Raw genomic sequence first — 20774 nt, forward strand, 5'->3', positions numbered from 1 at the left:
TCGTCAGGCGCCGGCCATCACGTCGATCACCGCCTGCGCGAAGGCGTGTGGCGCCTCCTGTGGTAGATTATGTCCGATGCCGCCGGTGATCAGCCGGTGCTCGTAGCGGCCGGCGAACTTCTTGGCATAGCTCTCGGGCGCAGGATGCGGCGCACCGTTGGCGTCGCCCTCCATCGTGATCGTCGGCACCGAGACGTCCGGAAATGTCGCCAGCTTCGCCTCGAGCGCATCATACTTCACCTCGCCCTGCGTGAGGCCGAGCCGCCAGCGATAATTGTGCACGACGATGTCGACGTGATCGGGATTGTCGAAGGCTGCCGCACTGCGGGCGAAGGTGGCGTCGTCGAACATCCATTTCGGCGAGGCCGTCTGCCAGATCAGCTTCGCGAAATCGTGCCGGTTCTTGTCGTAGCCCTCGCGGCCGCGCTCGGTGGCGAAATAGAACTGATACCACCATTGCAGCTCGGCGGCCGGCGGCAGCGGCATGCGGCCGGCCTGCTGGCTGCCGATCAGATAGCCGCTCACGGAGACCATCGCCCTGCAGCGCTCCGGCCACAGCGCGGCGATGATGTTGGCGGTGCGCGCGCCCCAATCATAGCCGGCGAGCGTCGCTGATTTGATCCCCAGCGCATCCATCAGCGCGACGATATCGGCGGCGACCGCGACCGGCTGGCCGCTGCGCAAGGCGGTCAGCGACAGCAGCCGCGTCGTGCCGTAGCCGCGAAGGTGCGGAATGATGACGCGATGACCGGATGCGGCCAGCGCCGGCGCGACGTCGGCGAAGCTGTGGATGTCATAGGGCCAGCCGTGCAGCAGGATCACGACGGGACCATCGGCGGGACCTGCCTCGGCATAGCCGATGTTGACGTCACCGGCGACGACCTGCTTGATCGGCCCCAGCGTCGTGGCGGTGCCCGGCCTGATCGCGGGCAGCTTCGATGCAGCCTTGAAGGTCTCGGCCTTCGCGGCATCGGAACCGAGCTGAAAGGCGGCGATGGCGGTTCCAGCCAAGCTCAGGAAATGGCGGCGGCTGTGCTGAAGGACGGTCGGCATGACGAAGCTCCTGGTTCGGATATGCCGGCCTCTTGTGCGCGGTGTGAGCAGGATGCGCTTGGAGAAGGCTTTGATTTTTCCTTGAGACCAGCTTGATTTTGCGTGAGGAGAAGGGGGACCGGTTCCCGCGGCAGCGATGGCGGCGCATGTGGTGTATTGCTTCGACGATTTCGTACTCGACGCCGGCCGCCGCGAGCTGCGCCGCGGCAGCAATCTGATCGCGCTGGAACCGCAAGTGTTCGACCTGCTGACATTCCTCATCAGGAGCCGTGACCGCGTCGTCAGCCGGGACGAGATCCTCGCCGAGATATGGGGCGGCCGCATCGTCTCCGAGGCGACGCTGGCGAGCCGCATCAGCGCAGCACGGAGCGCCATCGGCGACAGCGGCGAGGCACAGCGCCTGATCCGCACCATCCCGCGCAAGGGCATCCGCTTCACGGGCGAGGTCAGCGAGCAGGCCGAGGCCGAGCGGACGGCGACCGCCGCGGCTGCGACGTCGGTCGACGGCCCCGCCATCGCGGTGCTGCCCTTCACCAACATGAGCAGCGATGCCGCGCAGGACTACTTCGCCGACGGCATGGTCGAGGACATCATCACGGCGCTGTCCCGCTGCAGCGGGCTCGCCGTGATCGCCCGCAACTCGTCGTTCACCTACAAGGGCAAGGCGGTCGACATCCGTGAGGTCGGACGCGAGCTCGGCGTCGGCTACGTGCTCGAAGGCAGCGTGCAGCGTGCCGGCGCCCGCCTGCGCATCAGCGGCCAGCTGATCGACGCTCGCTCCGGTGCGCATCTGTGGGCCGACCGATTCGATGGCGAGGTCAGCGACATGTTCGCGCTGCAGGACCGCATTACCGAAAGCGTGGTGGCTGCCATCGAGCCGACCCTGGAGCTCGCCGAGAGCGCGCGGCGCCGCGCGCTGCCGCGCCCCGACGCCTATGATCTCGTGCTGCGCGCCGCCAGCCTGCGCGACGCCTTCACTCCGGAGAGTCTCAAGGCGGCGCTCGGCTGTCTCGACGAAGCGCTGGCGATCGATCCCGGCTATGCGCCGGCGATGGCCGCTAGCGCCTATTGCCAGGCGCTACGCCATTTCCAGGGCTGGAGCGATCCGGGCGAGACCTATCGCGAGACGGCCGTCGCGTTGGCATGGCAGGCGAGCGAGCGCGCCCCCGGAGATGCGCAAGTGCTGTGGATGGCGGCGTTCGCGATCTGGAACATGGCCGACGACATCGCGCCTGCGCGCGAGCTGTTCCAGCGCTCGCTCGCCATCAATCCGAATTCGGCGATGGCGCTCACCATGAGCGGCTGGATCGAGGCCATGGCCGGGCGCCCAGCCGAGGGGCGGGCGATGATCGAACGCGCCTTGCGGCTCAATCCGCGCGATCCGCGCGGCTGGTTCGCGGCCGGCGCCATGGCGATTTGCGCCGTGACCAGCGGCGAGCTGGCAGAGGCCATCACCTGGGCCGAGAAGGCGCTCAGTCAAAACCGCCGATTTGCCGTGGCGCTACGGGTCCTGATCGTCGCCTGGGTCGGAATCGGAGAGATGGATCGGGCCGCCGACATCGCGCGCCAGCTCCTGAGCGTGGAGCCTCATCTCACGGTGACGGGCTTCTTGAACCGCATCCCGTTCCCCGTGCGCGCCATGGCCACAACCTATGCGGAAGCGCTTCGCGCAGCAGGCGTACCCGCTTAGACCGATAGCGTGCAGAACAGCGCGGCTACGGCTGCAAATCACATCATTTCAGCAAAGTCGCGAAACTTGGTCGCACCCCATTCATACTACCTTAGGTTCCAACCCGTAGTTTCGCGGACGTCTCCTGGAGGCTGAATTCGCGGAGGTGGGAAGGGGAACCGATGAAGAAATTTCTTCTCAAATTTTATGAGGATGAATCGGGTGCGACCGCCATCGAATACGGCCTGATCGCTGCCGGCATTGCGCTCGCGATCATCACGATCCTCAACCAGCTCGGACTGACGATCGAGGGCATCTTTACGACGTTGACGACCAAATTGAACGGCGGCTGATCGAAGCACTTCGTCTGGATGGCGTTCTCAGGACCGGAGCAATCCGGTCGCCATGGTCGGACGGGCCGGGCCTTCGGGTCCGGCCTTTGCTTGTCTGGCACCTCCTGGTCTCAACGACCGTTCCCGGACTCAATGGGCCATGCTGCGCCCGGCTTCCTCGCAGGCGCTCATGCAGCGGCGGCAGGACTCGGCGCAGATGCGGCAATGCGCATGCATGCGAGCGTGCTTCTCGCATTCCTCGGCGCGGAACCGGCAGGCCGCCGCACAGGCGTCGAGCATGCGCCGGATCATCTCCTGATCCGATCCGGTGCGCCGAGTCGCCATCCGGCCCGTGATGGTGCACACATCGGCGCAGTCGAGGTTGAGACGGATGCATTGCGTCAGCTTGGCGACATTGTCCTCGGCGAGACAGGCATCGGCGCAGGACGTGCAAGTCTGCGCGCAGGAATAGCACTCCTCGATGCAGCGCACGAGCGCGTCATCGACCTGGCCGCGGACATGCGGATGGGTTTCGATCATCTGTTGGGCGTGCATGGCAAACTCCGAGAGCTGGCCCCCTCAGGGTCAATGATGATCCGCCGAGGAGGTTCTTAAATCGGAGCCCTGCTTGGAAGCCGCGATCTCATCCGGAACGGTTCGCCGGCGAAGCGGTTGTCCTTGCGCATGCCGGGTGACAACCGGCCACAATGGGGAACGGCGGACGCAGCTGATTTTGCCGGTTTCTGGCTGCGACATCAACGTATCGGTACGCGCTGACGCCTAACCTGTTCCCGGCATGCATCCCTTAATCTTCGGCGCGATCCGGTGCGCGGCAGCTCAACTGCCGTGACAGCAGCTGCCGCCGCCTGCCGGTCCCGCCGGCGTGTCCGCACTGAGCACACTCTTCGCGTTGCGCTCCGGAGGAATGTCGAAGCCGGCATTGGCGGCGAAGAAGCCGACCGGCTTGAGCACGAAGCCGGCATATTCGACCGGCATCACCGGAAAATCCTCCGGCTTGCACACATGGGTGTGCCCGAACGAATGCCAGACCACGATGTCGGCGTTCTCGATCGTGCGGTTCTGCTGGATGTAGCGCGGCAGGCCGTCGCCGCCGGCATGCACGTTCGGATAATCGCCGCTGGCGTACTTCTCAGCCGGATCAAAGGCGGTGACCCAGACGTGCCTCGTGGCGAAGCCGCCGCGACTGCGCACGAAGCTGCCCTCCTGCGCCAGCATCAGCGGGCTCGGATTGACCACGAGCTTGTAGCCGGGCGAGGCTCCGACGGAGTTCTTGACGTTGGGATTGGAGATCTTCCAGTAGCGGCCGGTCTCGCCATTGGCAATGCGCGCGGCGTCACGCTCGCGCGACAGCACGCGGCTCGTCGTATCGAATGCGTTGCCGTGCGGGTTGTCGCGCCCCCACGGACGCGGCACGAATTCGTGCTCGCTGACCGTGTTGCCGCCGCCGTCGATGTCCATGTGCAGGCGTACGTTGAAGAAGTGCTGATGCGTCGGACCGCCGAGATCGTCGTCGACCATGCCGCCCCACGGATAGGTCGCACCCGGCGCAATCGCCGCCGTCTGGATGATTCCGGTGAGCTTGCATTCGAGCTGGATGGTGCCGTCCTGGTACATGTACCAGTAGAAGCCGTAATCGTAGTTGCCGACGGTGGCGAAGAAGCTGATCACGAGACGGCGCGAGCGCCGCACCTCGAACAGGCCGTTGCGGAACTCGTAATGCTTCCAGAGGATGCCGTAATCCTCCTCGTGCATGCAGATCGCGTTCTTCATGACGAACGGCTCGCCCTTGCTGTCGGCGGCCGGCACGTCGAAGTAATGGATGTTGCCGAGGCAGTCGCAGCCGAGCTCGAGCGCGTTCGCCAGCATGCCGAGGCCGTATTCGCCGGCGTCGAACGCCGACTTCCAGAAGTGGTTGGCGGTCGGATCGGCGTAGGGCACCACCATCTCGGTGACGCTGGCGCGATGGATGATCGCCCGCTTGCGCGCGCCGTCCTGATAGGACAGCTGATGCAGCACGAGACCTTCGCGCGGTGTGAAGCCGACGCGGAAGCTCCATTTCTGCCAATCGACCTTCCATCCGTCGACGGTGAAGCTCGGCCCCTGGGGCTGCTCGATGTTGAGCGGCTTGATATCGGTGCGTGGGGCCGTCATTTCATGGGCGCCGTAATTGCGCTTCTTGCGGGGGATCGGAATGACCGGGTCCGCGTCGGTGAGATCGATGACCTTGCCGGCGATCAGATCGACCACCGCGACGACGCCTTCGATCGGGTGGGCATAGCCGTTGTCCTGCGGATGCTCGCGGAAGAAGCTGACGGCGCGGACGATGCGGGCTCCGCGCTCGAACGGCAGGTCGAAAAAGCCGGACGAGAACGGATCGACCTGCACCAGCTCGATGTCCTTGTCCGTGAGACCGCGCCGGTGCATCGCCTTGCGCCAGCCGGGATCGGCCTTCACCGCCGCCTCGCAGCGGAAGAACTCCTCCAGCATCACGGGCGGTTGGCCATAGGGCGCCTCTTGGTTGGGCACCGGCTTGCGGGAGACGATCGCCTTCTCGCCGAAATCGACGACATGCTCGACCGACTCGCCATTTTGAATGTCGAGCGAGACCACGAACGCCCTGCGCGGCAGCGCCTGCCCGCCGTCAAGGTCCGCAAGCTCGGCCTTCGTCGGCTCCTCGAGCCGCACGATCGGGAAGCGGCAGCTGTCCGCCGCCACGGCGCCTGCGCGTACCAGATTGCAGGCGGCGGCGATCTCTTCGGAGGTCAGCGGGTCGAGCGGGTGGACGGCGGCGATTGCCGGAGCTGCAGCGATGTCCTGCACGATGATTCTCCCTCGATCTGGTCGGTCCGTCTCGAAGGGGCAGGAGAGTACGCGTCCGACCGCGGCTTGTCTGGCCGCGAGACTGCCAATCAGACGCAGGACAGCGTTATCGAAATCGGGCAAAATCGACGTCTGCCGGTGCGACCGGCGGCCGGCCGGCGTGCATCTTGCACGGCGGTCTCATCAGATGACGCCGTGATGCCATGAGCTTGAAGCCGACGCATAGCGGGGCCGCGTGCCCGGGCCTGGTGCAGACGACCAGCGCCGACGTCGACGAGCATTGCGCGCAGCTCGGTGGCTGGCGTCTGACCTATGACCAGATCAGCGCCGGCGCTTTCCGCGGCAGCTTCACCCAATTGTCGCTGCCGCAGCTCGATGTCTTCCACGAGGTCACGAGCCAACAGGTGCGGCAGCATGGCGAACTCGGGCGCGACTGCTGCGGCCTGGCCGTGCCTTGCAGCGGCGAGGGCCCGGTGAATGTCAACGGCACGAGCATTTCGCAGGACGCGCTGATCGTCTCCTTCGATGCCGAGGTCGACATCTGCACACCGCGCGGCTTCACATTGCGCGGCGTGACCTTGTCGGCCAGTCTCGTCGACGAGATCGCAAGCCAGCTGGCGATCGAGCTGCCGCGCGATCTGCGACATCGCATGCGCGCGATGTCGGCACCGGCGGATGCGCTGGCGCGCTTCCGCACCGCGCTGACGACGATCGACAGGCTGCGCGGCACGCAGACGGAGCGGAGGCAGAGTGCAGCGCTCGGCCGCACACTTCAAGACGGACTGCTGCTGGCGATCACCGATCTGTTGCCGGACGCGCGGCCCTGCGACGACACCCGCAGCAGCGCCGCACGCAAGCGGATCGTCGATCGGGCCTGCGAGCTGATGCTGGCATCGTCAGACCAGCCCATCGCGTTGCTCGACATCTGCAAGGCGGTCGGCGCCAGCCGCCGCAAGCTCAGCTACTGCTTCCAGGACGTGCTCGGCACCAGCCCGATCACCTATTGGCGCGCGGTGCGCCTGAACCGCGTGCGGCGCGAGCTGAAGGCTGCTCACGATCCGCGCGACGGAATTTACGACATCGCCGTGCGCCACGGCTTCTGGCACTTCAGTCAGTTCTCGCTCGACTACAAGCGCCATTTCGCAGAACTGCCATCCGAAACCCTGCGGCGCGCGCGTATGGACGCACCATCCGAGTTGAGGCACAACACCTTCCGTCACTGACGTGCGGCGCGAGCTGCCGAACGAGAAGGGCGCGCGAACAAGTCGCCCGATGATGCGGAGGAAACATGCTGATCCCGATCGCGGATGTGCCGCGCTGGTACGCCGAGCGCAAACCGAAAGACAGCATCGCGGTTCAGCACGGACCTGATGCGCTGACCTGGGAGCAGCTCGAGCGCCGCGCCAATGCGCGCGCCCGTGCCTTCATCGCCAAGGGCGTCAAGCCCGGCGACTTCGTCGCCATCGGCCTGCCGAACGGGAATGCGCTGTTCGAGACCAGTTTTGCGGTTTGGAAATGTGGCGCGACGCCGACATCGCTGTCCTGGCGCCTGCCGCGGGGCGAGGCCGCCGCGGTGCTGGAGATCCTTCAGCCGTCACTCGTGGTCGGCGGCGAAGCCGATTGGAACGCGCCGAATGCGTTGCCGGCCGGCTTCACGCCGGAGGGATTTTCGGACGCACCGCTCACGGCTCCGGTTTCTCGCTATTGGAAGGCGATGACCTCGGGCGGCTCGACCGGCCGGCCCAAGGTGATCCTCGATCATCAGCCCGCGGTGACCGACACGGCGGCCGAGCCGCCGCTGGGAATTCCGAAGGGAGCCTCGCTGCTCAATCCCGGGCCGCTGTATCACAACGCGCCGTTCATCGTGTCGCACTACGCGCTGTTCGCCGGCGGCACGCTGACGGGCATGGTGAAGTTCGACGCCGAGGAAACGCTGCGGCTGATCCAGGCGCAGCGCATCCAGTGGGTCAACTTCGTGCCGACCATGATGCACCGGATCTGGGCGCTGCCGGATGCGGTGCGCAACAGCTACGACGTGTCGAGCCTGAAGATGGTGTTCCACATGGCCGCGCCGATGCCGGCATGGCTCAAGGAGAAGTGGATCGAATGGCTCGGCCCCGAGCGCGTCTATGAGCTCTATGGCGGCACCGAGCGGCAGGGCCGGACCATCATCTCCGGCACCGAATGGCTGCAGCACCGGGGTTCGGTCGGCAGGATCGATGAATCCTGCAAGCTGCGCATCTTGGGCCCCGACGGCAACGATGTCGCGCCGGGGGAAAGCGGCGAGATCTACTTCCTGCCTGCCGATGGTCCCGGCAGCACCTATCATTATCTCGGCGCTGAGCCGAAGCGGCGCGCCGACGGCTGGGAGTCGCTCGGAGACATCGGCCGGCTCGATGCCGACGGCTATCTCTATCTCGGCGATCGCCTTGCCGACATGATCCTGCGCGGCGGCGCCAACATCTATCCGGCCGAGGTCGAGGCGGCGCTGATGGCGCATCCCGACATCCGCTCCTGCGTTGTGGTCGGCCTGCCCGATCCCGAGCTCGGCCAGCGCGTGCATGCCATCGTGGAGATCGACCGGGCCAAGGACACGCAGGCGATCGTCGACGGCATGGGCGCGTTCCTGACCGAGCGGCTCAGCCGCTACAAGCATCCGGAGAGCTATGAGCTGGTCGACATGATGCTGCGCGACGATTCCGGCAAGGTCCGCCGGACCCTGCTGCGCGACGAGCGCGCCGCCTGGATCAAGGAGGGACGGGATTTTCGTCTGCTGCCGACCAGGGGGCGGCCGGCCGCGGAGTGAGGCCCGCGAGAATTTTTCGAACGTTTACGATGCTGGCATAGACTCCGCTTGGGGGTAAGGAGTGTCCGCGCCATGATCTCGAGACGACGGTTTCTACGCACCGCGGCTACGGCGGCGGCCCTGCCCGTGGCGCGGATGCCGGGGGCACGAGCCGAGCTGCGCACCATCCTCAACGACGCCAGCCGGCTCAATCCGACGCCCGTCGCCAAGCATGTTGTGATCAAGAAGCCGGCCACCGACGAATTGATCGCGCGCCTCCGCGCCGAGCTGAAGGAAGCGGCGGCCGCGAGACGCCCGGTGACGGCGGCCGTTGCCCGGCATTCGATGGGCGGCCAGAGCCTGCCGCGCGACGGCACCGCCGTCACGCTCGACGGCGGCGCGATCGAGCTCGACACCGCGGCACGAACCTATCGCACTGCCGCCGGCAACCGCTGGTGGGACGTGATCGCCACGCTCGACGCCAAGGGCTTCTCACCGGCGGTGATGCAGTCGAACAGCGATTTCGGCGTCGGCAGCACGTTCTGCGTCAATGCCCATGGCTGGCCGGTACCGTACGGCCCGTTCGGCTCGACGGTGAAGTCGATCCGCATGCTGCTCGCCGACGGCACGCTGGTGCAATGCTCGCGCACCGAGAATGCCGAGTTGTTCGGCCTGGCGATGGGCGGCTATGGCCTGTTCGGGATCATCGTCGATCTCGAAGTCGAGATGGTGCCCAACCTCCTGCTCGAACCGCGCTTCGAGCGCATGACGCCGGACAGGTTCGCCGAGCGTTTCATGCGCAGCGTCGACGGCGACGCCAATGTGAAGATGGCCTATGGCCGAATGTCGGTGTCGCGCAAGGCGTTCTTCGACGACGCGCTGCTCGTCACCTTCCGGCCGGCTCCCGATGCGCCGACGACGCTGCCTGCGGTGACGAACTCGGGCAAGCTCACGGGCGTCGCCAATACGATCTATCGCGCGCAAACCGGATGGGAGGTCGCCAAGGGCCTGCGATGGTTCATGGAGACGCAGCTCGGCCCGGCCATCTCCGACGGTCGATACACCCGCAATTCGCTGATGGCCGAGCCGGTCGCCAACCTGGCGCAAAAGGACATGCACCGGACCGACATCCTGCATGAATATTTCGTAGCGCCCGAGCGCTTCGGCGAGTTCCTCACCGCATGCCGCGAGATCATTCCGAAGGCACGCGCCGAGTTCCTCAACGTCACCTTGCGCTACGTTGCCGAGGACAAGACGCCTGTGCTCAGCATCGCGCCGGTGCGCCGGATCGCGGCGGTGATGTCGTTCTCGCAGTCGACCTCGCCCGAGGGCGAGATCGACATGATGCGCACGACGGAAGCCCTGATCGACCGCATCACCGCGATTGGCGGCGCGTTCTATCTGCCCTATCGTCTGCACGCCCGCCGCGATCAGGTCGAGAAGGCCTATCCCGCCGTGGCGCGTTTCGTCGCGGCGAAGCGCCAGTATGATCCGAACCTGTTGTTCCGCAACGCGATGTGGGACGCTTATCTCGCATGACCGCATCAGCCGACGGCTTCTCATTGGACCGCCATCGCATCGCCGCGCTCGCTCTCGCCGCGGCGCTGTTGTTCGCGGCCGCCACGGACTACATCCCCGCCTTCATCGATGCGCAGGGACGCGTGTTCGGCCTGTTCCAGCTCGACATCTACAAGGACGCCCTGCACGTCGCCTCCGGCCTCTGGGCGCTGGCCTCGACGCTGTCGCGCCGCAGCGCCGTGTTCTTCCTGCGCGTGTTCGGCACGCTGTATTTCCTCGACGGCATCATGGGCGTGTTCACCGGCGCGGGCTATCTCGACCTCTCGATCGTCATCGACGGCATCCGCAACACCTCACTCCTGGTGAAGGTGCTCTCCAGCCTGCCGCATCTGGCGCTCGGCGCGATCGGCATCGCGGTCGGCTGGTCACCCTGGGGGGCGAGACCCGTCACAGCATGAGCCTGCGCCGCAAAATCCTCTATCTGACCGGCGCGCTGGCGGCCGCTGCGGCGATCGGCATCGCCGCGACGGTGATCAGCGTCGAGACGGTCTGCACCGCCGACGTCCCGACACCGGTAGTGACGTCGCAGTTCGGCATCACCGATCCCGGCTATGTGAGGTCGCAAGGCGACAGCTTCCTCACCTTTCCCGAATGGTACATCGTGCACGCCTACAGCGATCTCGCCGGCGTGACGGGGCAGACCTCCGAGTCGGACTTCCGCTATCTGTCGAGCATCGCCGGGTTCTGGCGCAGCCTGTGCCGGGCCACGCGGCAGGCCGCAGGCTCGGGGCCGGCGACCTCGGACCAGAAGCTGACGAACTACATCATCGGCTTCAGCTTCACCGCGGAAATGGCGCTTCAGGGCGCCTATGAGAAGAGCATCGGCGCGCTCACCGAGGAGACGACCGACGGCGTCAAGACCGCCGAGGACGCCTTCAATCTCGCTCTGCTGAAGGACTACGCGGCATTTCTCTATCAGACCCCCTGGTATCGCTACCCCTTCGCCGCCAAGCTCGACCAGTTCTGGCGCGACACGCCGTTCGTGCCGTCGGTGCGCTCGGTGGAACGGCGATTCTCGCTCAGCCTGCAATATGCCGGCCGTGCGGCCTATGCGGCGGTCATCGGCTATGCGGCCGGCTATGATCCCGCGGTCCTGACGATCCGGAGCGTGGTGACGGGCCTGCCCGCCGCCGAGCTCGCGGCGATGCCGGGCGTGAAGGTGATCCGGGAGGTGAGCGAAGTGAAGGGCACCAAGGGCGTGCTGGTCGAGACCGCGCGCTACGCCAAGTTCGACGCGTTCGCCAAGGAGCTCGGGCGCCACCCCGGCGCCGCGCTCGCCGAAGTGGCCGGCAACCACCAGATCCTGGTCACGATCGTGGTCCCGCCGGGCGACGGACGGCTGGCAGCCTTCGACGGATTGCCTATATTCAGCATCCCGATCCAGTCCCGTCCCGGGGCCCGCCGCATTGGCGTCGATGTGCCGGTGCGGTCGCTGGTTCAGGACATCGCCCGTTTCGAAGCTGCCGGATACGATTTCGAGCATGCCTACGACTACTGACCGGCTCCCATTGTCGACCGCCCTGCCCCTGCGGGGCCTGCTGGCGGTCGCCTTCGCATGGTTCGCAGGCATGGCGGCCATGGCGCTGGTCATCAGGCCCGACGCGGTGGTCGTGTTCGGACCCGCCGACCGCATGATCCCGGCGGTCGTTGCATCCGATGGAGCCTTGCTCGACGCCGGGCGTTTCCACGTCGCGGCGAGAACGGGAACAGCGACGGTGGGCAGCCTCTACGCGGCCGGCGCGTGGCTGGTCTGGCCGATCATGGGCAGGGGTTGCGGCCGCAGCTAGCGCCGAATGCGCCGGGCCTCTCCGCGCGATTGCCGAGGCCTCGGAACTGGCGCCGACGCTCAAAGATGTTAAGCTCGCGTTGACGCTGTGGCGAAGACGCGAAAATCACGCGACACGAAGCAAGAGCCTGGTCGATGCCCCCCGGTTTTCGACAGGGCAGGAGAAAGCAATGCCTTCTTTGACCGAATGGAAAGTGCCGTTCGCCTTCCAGCCTCGCGCCGAAGACTATCAATACGATCTCGATCAAGCCTTGGCCTCGATCGTGGGCCTGCACGCGATCATTCCGCCGGATGCCTTCAGCGCGGAAACGCTGGGCACCGAGCGGGCCGGCAATGCAGTGGTCATCGACGACGGGCTGGTGCTGACCATCGGCTATCTGATCACCGAGGCGGAGTCGGTCTGGCTGCACCTCAATGACGGGCGCGTGGTCGAGGGCCATGTGCTCGGCTTCGATTTTGCCACCGGCTTCGGTCTCGTGCAGGCGCTCGGCCCGCTCGACCTGCCGGCACTCCCGCTCGGGTCTTCGGCGGCCACCAAGATCGGCGACCAGGTCGTGCTCGGCGGCGCCGGCGGCCGGACGCGATCGGTTGCGAGCCAGATCGTCGCGAAGCAGGAGTTCGCCGGCTATTGGGAATACCTGCTCGACGAGGCCATCTTCACCCATCCCGCACACCCCAATTGGGGCGGCACCGGACTGCTGTCCGCCAAGGGCGAGCTGATCGGCATCGGCTCGCTGCAGCTCGAGCGTGAGCGCGACAACAAGGCCGAGCACGTCAACATGATCGTGCCGATCGATCTGTTGAAGCCGATCATCGACGATCTCAGGCGCTTCGGCCGCGTCAACAAGCCGGCCCGGCCCTGGCTCGGCATGTACGCGACCGAGGTCGACGACCGCGTCGTGGTGATCGGCGTCTCCAACAACGGGCCCGCCGCGCGCGCCGAGCTGAAGGCGGGCGATATCATCCTCGGCATCAACGGCGACAAGGTCACGACCCAGAGCGGGTTCTATCGCAAGCTCTGGGCGCTCGGCGAAGCCGGCGTCGACGTGCCGCTGACGGTCCACCACGAGGGCGTCACCTTCGACGTCACGGTGGCGTCGACCGATCGCGCCAAGCTCTTGAAGGCGCCGCGGCTGCATTGAGCAGGACGCTGAGCTCGGCTCAGGCGATGACGTGCCAGGCTGCCGCGACCTGGTCGTGCAGCTGCGCATCGCTCGGCAGCTGCGAAGCCGCCGTCGGATCGAACCCTGGATGCGTCTGGGAGTAGGTCGCCATCGCCTGCACCAGCTGCGAGACGTGCGTATCCAGCTCCAGGCCCCCCGCCTTGATCTCCTGCAGCTGATAGGAGCCGCCGAGGAACCAATCGGCCACGGTGACCTGTTGATGGCTGCCGAGAATGTCGATCTCCAGGTCGTTGCCCGATTTGACGAACCAGAAACTGTCGGCGGTGTAGGCGGTCCCGAAATCGAGCGTGCCGGTCGGCTTGGACAGCGAGGCGATGCCGTTGATGATGACGTCGTTGCCGTCGCCCGGCGCGTACAGATAGGTCGCCCCGACACCGCCGACCAGGATGTTGTTGCCGGCTCCGCCCTTCAGCACGTCGCTGCCAAGGCCCCCGATCAAGAGGTCGTCATTGGCGGTGCCGAGCAGCGTGTCGTTGCCGCCGCCTGCGATCAGGAGTGCGCCGTCGGTGGCTGCGATCATCGCGCCCGACACGGGATCGATCGTCACGATCGTCGAGGCATCGCTCAGCGCGGCGCTGAGCCAATCAAGATTGTCGGTCTTGCCGCCCCAGAGCACGCTGATCGCCATGTCGATCAGGCCGGCATCCTCGCCGTCGAAGCCGGCAACTGCATCGATCAACGCGGTCTTGCCGAGGATGTCGACCGCCGACCCCGTGTCGGTGCGCGACCACAGATCGGACGACAGGTCCGCAACCAGCAGGTTGTTCGCAATATCCTGATACAGGATGCCGTGCTCGTGGCCGATCACGCCCGGCGTTGGCGAGGTCACCTCGTCGTGGTTCTGCGCCAGGAGCGCCGAATACTCCACCACGATCTCGGCCAGCGCCTTCTCGACGCCGCCATTCTTCAGATAGGTCGCCGCCGTCGCCGCACTGAAGCTGTTGCCGAGCACGTCGCCGCCGTTGAACAGTGCCTGCACGGCGCTGTTGCCATAGCCGCTCGCGTCGGTGACGGTCGAATAGGCGATCATGTCCTTCATCTTGTCGGATGGCGCGCCTTCACCGCCCACGCCCGCCGCCGGGATGCCGAGGGCCGAGGCGATCGCGTCATCCTCGAGCGGCGCCAGCAGCACGGCGGCCGCCTTCTTCCAGTCCTGCGCATCGTTGTCGCTGGCCCATTGCATCATCGTCAGCAGCGCGATCGAATGCAGGCTGACCGGATCGAGCCCGAGATCGGTCCCCGCGCCGAGCACCGTCTTCTGCTCGGACGAGATGCCGATCGCCGCATGCGCGATCGCCAGCGCTCCGGCGATCGGCCCGAGTTGCAGCAGCGCGAGCGGCGCTTCCAGCACGGGGGCCGCGGCGCGCACATATTGCAGCACCTCGCCGGACACGGAGACCATGTGGATGTCGTTGAAGCGATCGACGGGATGAGAGGTCAGTGCACCCCAGAAGCCGTGCAGCTGGTCGTAGCGGACTTCGGCCGCGAACTCGAACGGCATCGCGTCATACGCATAGGCCACCTTGTCGTTCAGCGCCGCAACGTAGCCGGCAAGTCCGCCACCCAGCGAATGGCCGGTGAGCGACACGTTCGACGTCGTCGCCCACGTCTTGTAGTAGGCCTCGGCATCGGGAAACTGAGTCGGCCAGCCGACAAGCCCCGCGCCGCCGAGCCAGCCGGGAACGTCCGCGATCGTGTCGGTGCCGCGATAGGAGATGATTCGCGTCGACGGATCGCCGGCGAGCTGATAGGTCGCGGCCTCGAAATTGTCCGCAGCCGAGGTCACGCTGCCTGCCACCAGCTCATAGCTGCCGATGCGATTGAAGTTGACCGCGAGCGTCGGATTGACACCCCTGTTGTAGACGTCCATGGCGAGCACGGCGTTGATCAACGCGGCCGACGGCGACTTGCTCATGATGCTGATCCCCCCTTGCAGCCGGTCGGCAATTTCGTCCGCGCACCGTGCTCCATTCGGAACCCAGGCTCGACTGCCGCCTTTCATGAAGTGCGACATCACGCCCGTTCTTTGTCAATCGCGATTCGTCCACACGTGCATTCGCCGATGTTGCGCCTCTCGCGCGATCCGCCCCGTCAATCGGCGCTGTCTTGCCGTGTTGTGTGCAATATGGTGCAGCAGAACGCTGCTCTGCGCAGATTGAACACACGTTCGGAAAATGATCATTGCCCGCAGAGCCGATTTTGCGTTGCATGAGAGCGCTGGCAGGCCAGCGGGTGACATATCAGGCCCGCCCGACCAAGGAGACCGCATGACCGAAGCCGTGGTGGACGACATCCTCATCATGTTGCCGCCGCTGCTGCAGACGCTCGAAGCTCTGTCCTACGTCGCGCGCTATCTGAACCCGCCGGATTTCGATCGCGTGATGGCCGACATCGGCGATCCCGAGCAGGTGCTGCAGACGGCGCGGGCCCATCTCACGTCGTGGCCGGCCGACTTCTCCCATATCCGTATCGCCTTCGACACCGCGGCCGACGCGGCGCTGATGTCATTTGCGGGACTGCGGGCGGTCCAGCGCGGCGAAGGCGATCTGGTCGACGTATTCAGGGCGTTGCGGCAGCTGCCCCGCGCGCTGGAAGCGCTGTTTCCACTCGCCGCGACCCTGCCGCCGCTCAGCGAATTCTTTCTCGATCCCGCGGTCGGGAACGACCAGGCGCTGCGTCAACTGCTCGCGGCGACCGCCGGCAAGGACGCCGTGTTTCACGACCACAACGAGATCGGTAACCGCGGCGGCTTCTCGCTCTACGTTCCCGAGTACTACACGGCCGACCGGGCCTGGCCGCTGGTCATGGCGCTGCATGGCGGCAGCGGCAACGGACGCGACTTCCTGTGGAGCTGGCTGCGCGCGGCACGCAGCATGGGCGCCATCCTGGTTGCGCCGACCGCAGTGGGACCGACCTGGGCCTTGATGGGGGAGGACGCCGATACGCCGAACCTCGTTCGCATCCTCGATCTCGTGCGCAGCCGTGTCGCCGTCGATCCCGCGCGCATGCTGCTGACGGGCATGAGCGACGGCGGCACCTTCTGCTACGTCAGCGGGCTGGAGCGCCATTCGCCGTTCACCCATCTCGCGCCGGTAGCTGCGACGTTCCATCCGCTGATGGCGCAGATTGCCGACCGGGATCGTTTGCGCGGATTGCCGATTCAGATCGTCCACGGCCGGCTCGACTGGATGTTCCCGGTCGAGATCGCGCGGCACACGCAGGATGCGCTGGCCAAGTCTGGCGCCCACATCGCCTATCGCGAGATCGACGATCTCAGCCATTGCTATCCGCGCGAGGTGAATGTCGATCTGTTGCGCTGGCTGATGAGCTGAAGCGGACCTGCTCAGCCTGCACATGACGGATGGGTAAGGTCGGCGACATAATCTCGACCGATTTTCTCCGCATTGATTGCAGTCTGGCCAAACAGCGGGGGCGCTGCTCAGGGCGGATGTGACGCCGCCGAAGGATCGCTCATGCCCTCGCCCGCCGCGCCTCCCTCCTCGGCCCGCCCCAGCGCCGTCCTGCTCGCGGATGGCGTCAGCCGCCTCGAGGTCACGCTCAAGCTGACCACGGCGATCCTGGCGCTCGCCGCCGGCGTCTACACCTATCTCGGCGTCCGCGAGCTGCTCAACGGCAGTGCCACCACGGTGTTCTTCGCAGCGGTGATCTATTCCGTCGCGGTCTCGGTCGGCATCTATGCTTTCTGGGTCTTCATGATGCAGTTCATGCCCCACGTGACCAGCGTGATGGGACGGCTGCTGATGGGCGGCTGCATGCTGCTGGGCTCGCTGATGATCGTCGCGATGTCGTCCTGGCTGAATGCCTCGGCGCTCGCCGGTGCCGCCGCGATCCAACAGCACCTGGCGATCACCGTACAGAACTACACCCGCGACCTCGACCGGGCCAACAGCCAGGCAATCGCGGCGCAGAGCCTGCTGCCCGACATCCAGCTCGCCTCCTCGCGCTTCGCCAAGCTGGCGGAGGCCGAACGCGCCGGCTCTCTTACCGGGACTTCCGGCTCGGGAACCGTCGTCCAACTGCTCAGTCAGATGTCGACGCAGCTCGATGGTCTCGGACAGCAGGTGCAGGAGTCCGGCAAGCGTGTCTCCGGGCTCTATGAGCAGGGCAGCAAGAGCCTCGCCAAGATGCGCGAGCTGATCTCCGACCGGGGTCCGATCGCCACGCGGAGCGATGCCTTCGCCACCGAGTCGCTCAATTTGATGGGCATCATTGCCAATCTGCAGCAGACCTCGGTGGCTCCTGCTGTAAAGCGTGCCGCGACCTCGCTGTCCGCCGGCTTCATCGCGCCCGCCGCCGGCGGACGCAGCGGCGACCTGGCCGAGCGCCAGACCGCCGTGGTCGGCAAGGTCGAAGGCGCGATCGCGACGCAGGCGGCCTCGCTTGCCGACGCTGCCGACAAGATCCTGGCGCTGCCGCGCATCGAGCCGACGCGATTCCAGACGCTGTCGCCGGCAGAAGCGGTGCTGCGCTATGCCGGCGATTTCATCCCGAGCTGGGCGGGCGCGATCTCGATCGACCTAATGCCGGCCGTGCTGGTGCTGATTCTCTGCGTCGTGCATGCCGCGATCCGCCGCGAGGGCCTGCCCGCCGCGAGCGCGTCCAGCCTCACCGCCAGTGATCTCGTCACGGCCCTGCAGATCGCCCGCGAGGTCGAAGATGCGCGGCGCTCAGCCGAAGCGCGGCCTGCTGCTACGCCGCGCGAAGTCCCTGCCGAGCCACCCATTGAGCCGCAACCGGCGCACGCATCAGGAGCTGTTGCGGACGAGAACGTCACCTCGCTGTCGTCGGCTCGAATCGGGAAGTAGCTCGTGGCTTCGGCTGTCAATCGACGTCTCCAAGCCTGGCTCGCCGACAATCCCGACGAGAGCCTGCTGCGCTGGACGTTCCGCGTCGTCCTTGCCGTGACCGTCGCGGTCCTTGCGGCCGACCTCGTCGAACTGAATGAGCCGCGTGTCACATCCGACACCGCCTCGCCCCCGTTCGACGTGCATCGGGAGCATGCCGACGGGCCGGCCGAGGCTCCTGCCGTGCTGGCACCGCTGCTGAAGCGGCTGATGCCGCTGCCCAAGAGCGATCCCGCGCTCGAGCGGCCGCTCAGCCTCGAACTGCGCGGCGGCGGCCGGCTCTATGCGACGGGCACGATCACGCCGGGCAGCGCGCGGACTTTCGCGGAAGAGGTCGATCGGCACGGCGAATACATCAAGACCGTCGTACTGAACTCCCCCGGCGGCTCGGTCGCCGACGCGCTCGCGATGGGCCGGCTGATCCGGGCGCGAAAATTCGCCACCGAGGTCGAGGCCGGCAAGCATTGCGCCTCGTCGTGCCCGCTGGTGTTCGCCGGCGGCACCGAGCGACGCGCCGGCGAGCGCGCGATGATCGGCGTGCATCAGATCGCCGCGGTAAGGTCCGCCAATGCTGCCCGCTCGGACGACGACATGAGTCTCGCACAGAACGTCTCCGCGCGCTGCCAGCGGCACCTTGCGGACATGGGTGTCGATCTCAAGGTCTGGATGCATGCAATGGAGACGCCGCATGACCAGCTGTTCACCTTCAAGCCCGACGAGCTCAAAGCGCTCAATCTGGTCACGTCGGCGCCGGAATCGCGTCCCGAAAAACCACGCACTTAGTTTGTCTGGTCCCGCTTGAACCTTCCGCTGCGACGGCGGAACCAAGCTACGGCGGCGGCGTTGTCGGCCGTCACACTGGAGAACATGATCATGCGGACATTCGTGGGAATGATCCTTGGTGCGCTCATTCTGGGATTTGGCGTCTACATCCACGATTCGATGCAGACCTCCGAGGTCGCCAACGGCCCGACAGCGCAGACGCGCCGGACCATCGTCAACTGGGACGTCGCCGCGGACAGCTGGAATTCGCTCAAGACCCGCGCGCACGACGATTGGGTTCGCATCTCGTCCAAGTAAGTCGTCAAAGTCAGGCGCAGCGTTGCTGCCGTGAAGGCGCCTCGGCCGATGCCGGGGCGCCTTTTCCATGTGCGCCTATTTGGTGGCCATCGCCTTGCGCGCGTCGGCGATCACCTGCTCGAACTGCGGCATCGTGAGCACGCCGGGGACCCTGAACTTGCCGACGATGAAGGACGGGGTGCCGCGGAAGCGCAGCCCGCGCGCCTGGCTGTCGTTGCGCGCCAGCATCGCGCCGATCGCCTTCGCATTGGTCGCGAGATCCCGCCTGGCACGATCGACGTCGATGCCGGCTTCCGACAGCAGCTCCTCGATGCGCGGCTCGGTGAGCTTCGAGCTGACACCGATCAACGCATCATGCGCCCGCGCGTATTTGTCCTGGTACTTGCAGGCCAGCGCCATGCGCGCGGCCACCACCGACACGGGGCCGAGGATCGGCCACTCCTTCAGCACCCAGCGCACCTTGCCGTCGTCGTGGACGATCTGCTGCAGCTCGGGATCGAGCTTGCGGCAATACGGACAATTGTAGTCGAACCATTCGACGATCGCGATGTCGCCCTGCGGGTTGCCGAGCACCGGCGCATCCGGATCACGCAGCACCGCGGCCTCGTCGGGCTCATCGGCCTCTTCGGCATGGCCGGCGCGCGGCCACAGGGAAACAGCGGCGCCGGCGGCAAGAAGGCCAAGAAGCCCGCGCCGGCCGGCATCGACCGTGGTCGTGTCCAATGTGCTGCGTGTCATGACGATCAGCTCCAGATGTGCAGCAGGCTGCGCGCCAGCATGTACAGCGCGACCGCCGCAATCACCGCCGAAAACACCATGTTCAATGCGCCGCGCCGCTCTGAGAGATGGCGCGCCAGGCGCGTGCCGGCAAGTCCCCCGGCGATCCCGCCTGCGATGAACAGTCCCGCAAGATCCCACGCCACGAGCCCGGACCAGGCGTAGCTCGCAGCCGTGGTCAGTCCGAACGTGGTCACGGCGACGAGCGACGAGCTCACCGCATTCATGATCGGCATGCCCGTCGCGGCCATCAGCGCCGGCACGATCAGAAAGCCGCCGCCGATGCCGAAGAAGCCGGACAGCGTTCCGGTCGCGAGACCGAAGCCGACGATCGCCGGCAGGTTGGCCATGCTCATCTTGACGTCGGGAATGCCGACGCGCGCCCGCGTCTTCAGCATCAGCATCGCGATGACCATCATGACCAGTGCGAACAGCGCCAGCAGCTTCTGGCCGTCGACCATCTTGCCAAGCAGCGAGCCCACGAACGCGCCGACGATGCCGGCGGCCGCGAACAGCGCCGCGACGGGCCAGATCACGGTGCCGCCGCGCGCGTGATTGACGAGATTGAGGGCGGCATTGGTGGCCACCGCAATCGCGCTCGATCCGATCGCAATGTGCGGCTCCGGCACGCCGACGACATAGACCATCAGCGGCACCGCCAGCACGGATCCGCCGCCGCCGACGAGGCCGAGCGAGAAGCCGACCATCGCGCCGCTGAGCACGCCGAGGATGCTTTGAGTGGCAGACATCATGGCGGGGACAAGGTCATTTCCCGAACATGAACGCAAGCCCCAAGATCACCGGAGCCGCAATGTCGCCGCGGC

The 20774-nt window shown here is 66.3% G+C and carries 19 protein-coding genes; 13 read left to right on the plus strand and 6 right to left on the minus strand.

What is annotated here, in order from left to right:
• Positions 1 to 3: 3 nt before the first annotated feature.
• Positions 4 to 1053, minus strand: a complete 1050-nt coding sequence (locus tag QXZ94_RS21400) for an alpha/beta hydrolase (RefSeq protein WP_315722085.1) — start codon at positions 1051 to 1053, stop codon at positions 4 to 6.
• Between the two features lie 136 nt (positions 1054 to 1189).
• Here QXZ94_RS21400 and QXZ94_RS21405 point away from each other — a divergent pair, with 136 nt between their 5' ends.
• The gene (locus QXZ94_RS21405; protein ID WP_315722086.1) at positions 1190 to 2743 is read left to right on the plus strand and encodes a winged helix-turn-helix domain-containing tetratricopeptide repeat protein; all 1554 of its coding nucleotides are present in this window, start codon (positions 1190 to 1192) and stop codon (positions 2741 to 2743) included.
• A 161-nt stretch (positions 2744 to 2904) separates the two neighbouring features.
• Positions 2905 to 3075 carry a Flp family type IVb pilin gene (locus tag QXZ94_RS21410; protein WP_315722087.1) on the plus strand — a complete coding sequence of 57 codons (171 nt, stop codon included), beginning with the start codon at positions 2905 to 2907 and terminating at the stop codon, positions 3073 to 3075.
• Positions 3076 to 3204: 129 nt separating this feature from the next.
• On the opposite strand, the gene QXZ94_RS21415 is transcribed toward QXZ94_RS21410, so the two are convergent.
• Together QXZ94_RS21415 and QXZ94_RS21420 are read right to left on the minus strand one after the other, a co-directional pair.
• The gene (locus QXZ94_RS21415) at positions 3205 to 3609 is read right to left on the minus strand and encodes a four-helix bundle copper-binding protein (RefSeq protein ID WP_315722088.1); all 405 of its coding nucleotides are present in this window, start codon (positions 3607 to 3609) and stop codon (positions 3205 to 3207) included.
• A 282-nt stretch (positions 3610 to 3891) separates the two neighbouring features.
• The gene (locus QXZ94_RS21420) at positions 3892 to 5895 is read right to left on the minus strand and encodes a primary-amine oxidase (RefSeq protein WP_315722089.1); all 2004 of its coding nucleotides are present in this window, start codon (positions 5893 to 5895) and stop codon (positions 3892 to 3894) included.
• A gap of 203 nt (positions 5896 to 6098) precedes the next feature.
• Between QXZ94_RS21420 and QXZ94_RS21425 the strand changes: the two genes are divergently transcribed.
• The 7 genes from QXZ94_RS21425 (at position 6099) to QXZ94_RS21455 (ending at position 13186) form a co-directional block, all read left to right on the plus strand.
• The gene (locus QXZ94_RS21425) at positions 6099 to 7118 is read left to right on the plus strand and encodes a helix-turn-helix domain-containing protein (protein ID WP_315722090.1); all 1020 of its coding nucleotides are present in this window, start codon (positions 6099 to 6101) and stop codon (positions 7116 to 7118) included.
• A 65-nt stretch (positions 7119 to 7183) separates the two neighbouring features.
• Positions 7184 to 8701, plus strand: a complete 1518-nt coding sequence (locus QXZ94_RS21430) for an AMP-binding protein (RefSeq protein WP_315722091.1) — start codon at positions 7184 to 7186, stop codon at positions 8699 to 8701.
• 72 nt (positions 8702 to 8773) lie between these two features.
• Positions 8774 to 10219, plus strand: a complete 1446-nt coding sequence (locus tag QXZ94_RS21435; protein ID WP_315722092.1) for an FAD-binding oxidoreductase — start codon at positions 8774 to 8776, stop codon at positions 10217 to 10219.
• On the plus strand, positions 10216 to 10656 hold the full coding sequence (locus QXZ94_RS21440; RefSeq protein ID WP_315722093.1) for a DUF4383 domain-containing protein: 441 nt from the start codon (positions 10216 to 10218) through the stop codon (positions 10654 to 10656). Before QXZ94_RS21435 ends, QXZ94_RS21440 begins: the two co-directional genes overlap by 4 nt.
• Positions 10653 to 11756, plus strand: coding sequence for a hypothetical protein (locus tag QXZ94_RS21445; protein WP_315722094.1), 1104 nt, complete (start codon positions 10653 to 10655; stop codon positions 11754 to 11756). Before QXZ94_RS21440 ends, QXZ94_RS21445 begins: the two co-directional genes overlap by 4 nt.
• Positions 11740 to 12045, plus strand: a complete 306-nt coding sequence (locus tag QXZ94_RS21450; protein WP_315722095.1) for a hypothetical protein — start codon at positions 11740 to 11742, stop codon at positions 12043 to 12045. The genes QXZ94_RS21445 and QXZ94_RS21450 overlap by 17 nt, the downstream gene beginning before the upstream one ends.
• A 169-nt stretch (positions 12046 to 12214) precedes the next feature.
• A complete protein-coding gene (locus QXZ94_RS21455; RefSeq protein ID WP_315722096.1) occupies positions 12215 to 13186 on the plus strand; it encodes a S1C family serine protease in 972 nt (323 codons plus the stop codon).
• A 19-nt stretch (positions 13187 to 13205) separates the two neighbouring features.
• On the opposite strand, the gene QXZ94_RS21460 is transcribed toward QXZ94_RS21455, so the two are convergent.
• Positions 13206 to 15143, minus strand: a complete 1938-nt coding sequence (locus QXZ94_RS21460) for an Mbeg1-like protein (RefSeq protein ID WP_315722097.1) — start codon at positions 15141 to 15143, stop codon at positions 13206 to 13208.
• A 352-nt stretch (positions 15144 to 15495) separates the two neighbouring features.
• Here QXZ94_RS21460 and QXZ94_RS21465 point away from each other — a divergent pair, with 352 nt between their 5' ends.
• The 4 genes from QXZ94_RS21465 to QXZ94_RS21480 all read left to right on the plus strand — a co-directional run bounded on the left by QXZ94_RS21465 (position 15496) and on the right by QXZ94_RS21480 (position 19173).
• Complete coding sequence (locus QXZ94_RS21465; RefSeq protein ID WP_315722098.1) at positions 15496 to 16560, plus strand: phospholipase; 1065 nt, start codon at positions 15496 to 15498, stop codon at positions 16558 to 16560.
• Positions 16561 to 16701: 141 nt separating this feature from the next.
• Positions 16702 to 18054 carry a hypothetical protein gene (locus tag QXZ94_RS21470; protein ID WP_315722099.1) on the plus strand — a complete coding sequence of 451 codons (1353 nt, stop codon included), beginning with the start codon at positions 16702 to 16704 and terminating at the stop codon, positions 18052 to 18054.
• A 3-nt stretch (positions 18055 to 18057) separates the two neighbouring features.
• Entirely contained in the window at positions 18058 to 18876 is an 819-nt protein-coding gene (locus QXZ94_RS21475) for a hypothetical protein (RefSeq protein WP_315722100.1), read from the plus strand.
• Between the two features lie 90 nt (positions 18877 to 18966).
• Positions 18967 to 19173: a hypothetical protein gene (locus QXZ94_RS21480; RefSeq protein WP_172111383.1), complete on the plus strand. Its 207-nt coding sequence runs from the start codon at positions 18967 to 18969 to the stop codon at positions 19171 to 19173.
• Between the two features lie 75 nt (positions 19174 to 19248).
• On the opposite strand, the gene QXZ94_RS21485 is transcribed toward QXZ94_RS21480, so the two are convergent.
• Positions 19249 to 19911 (minus strand): DsbA family protein, encoded by a 663-nt coding sequence (locus QXZ94_RS21485; protein WP_172183589.1) that lies wholly within the window; start codon positions 19909 to 19911, stop codon positions 19249 to 19251.
• A gap of 5 nt (positions 19912 to 19916) precedes the next feature.
• Positions 19917 to 20702 carry a sulfite exporter TauE/SafE family protein gene (locus QXZ94_RS21490; protein WP_315722101.1) on the minus strand — a complete coding sequence of 262 codons (786 nt, stop codon included), beginning with the start codon at positions 20700 to 20702 and terminating at the stop codon, positions 19917 to 19919.
• Positions 20703 to 20774 lie beyond the last annotated feature (72 nt).

Source organism: Bradyrhizobium sp. SZCCHNS2022, assembly GCF_032377575.1.
GTDB lineage: Bacteria > Pseudomonadota > Alphaproteobacteria > Rhizobiales > Xanthobacteraceae > Bradyrhizobium > Bradyrhizobium aeschynomenes.